The sequence below is a fragment of the Mesorhizobium sp. M8A.F.Ca.ET.161.01.1.1 genome (genome assembly GCF_004792105.1).
Lineage (GTDB): Bacteria > Pseudomonadota > Alphaproteobacteria > Rhizobiales > Rhizobiaceae > Mesorhizobium.
In genome coordinates this window covers 1-511 of the sequence record NZ_SRTD01000057.1, presented here as the reverse complement: position 1 = coordinate 511, position 511 = coordinate 1, and the positions used below count along the sequence as shown (strand labels likewise).

Annotated in this window: 1 protein-coding gene; it reads left to right on the top strand. The window is 57.1% G+C overall.

Translation table 11 applies throughout. From position 1 onward, the window contains the following. Nucleotides 1-65: 65 nt before the first annotated feature. Nucleotides 66-511: sugar ABC transporter permease (locus EN804_RS34555; protein WP_135922302.1), on the top strand; the 446-nt coding region annotated here is incomplete at its 3' end.

Here is a 511-nt window from a genome sequence, read left to right as displayed (position 1 = left end):
GCCGGTTCTTCCGGATATGCCGGGCGCATCTCTTGATGCCCGAGCCCAAGGGGAGGTGAGTGCAAATGGCAACACGCAACACAAGCGGTCTTGCGCGGGTGATGCTTGCGCCTTCGGTTCTGCTGCTTCTGGTCTGGATGATCGTGCCTCTGGCAATGACCCTGTGGTTCTCGTTCCAGAACTACAATCTGCTCAACACGGCAAATGTCAGCTTTGCGGGTCTCTTTAATTATCAGTATTTCTACACCGATCCGGCCTTCTTCCAGTCGATCTGGAACACGCTTCTGATCGTCGGCGGAGTGCTGCTGATCACCGTCATCGGCGGCATTGCCATTGCGCTGTTGCTCGACAACGACATTTTCGGCCAGGGCATCGTGCGCATCATGATCATCTCGCCCTTCTTCGTCATGCCGCCGGTTGCCGCGCTGGTGTGGAAGAACATGATCATGCATCCCGGCTACGGCGTGCTTGCCGATCTCTCGCGCTTCTTCGGTTTCCAGCCGGTGGACTG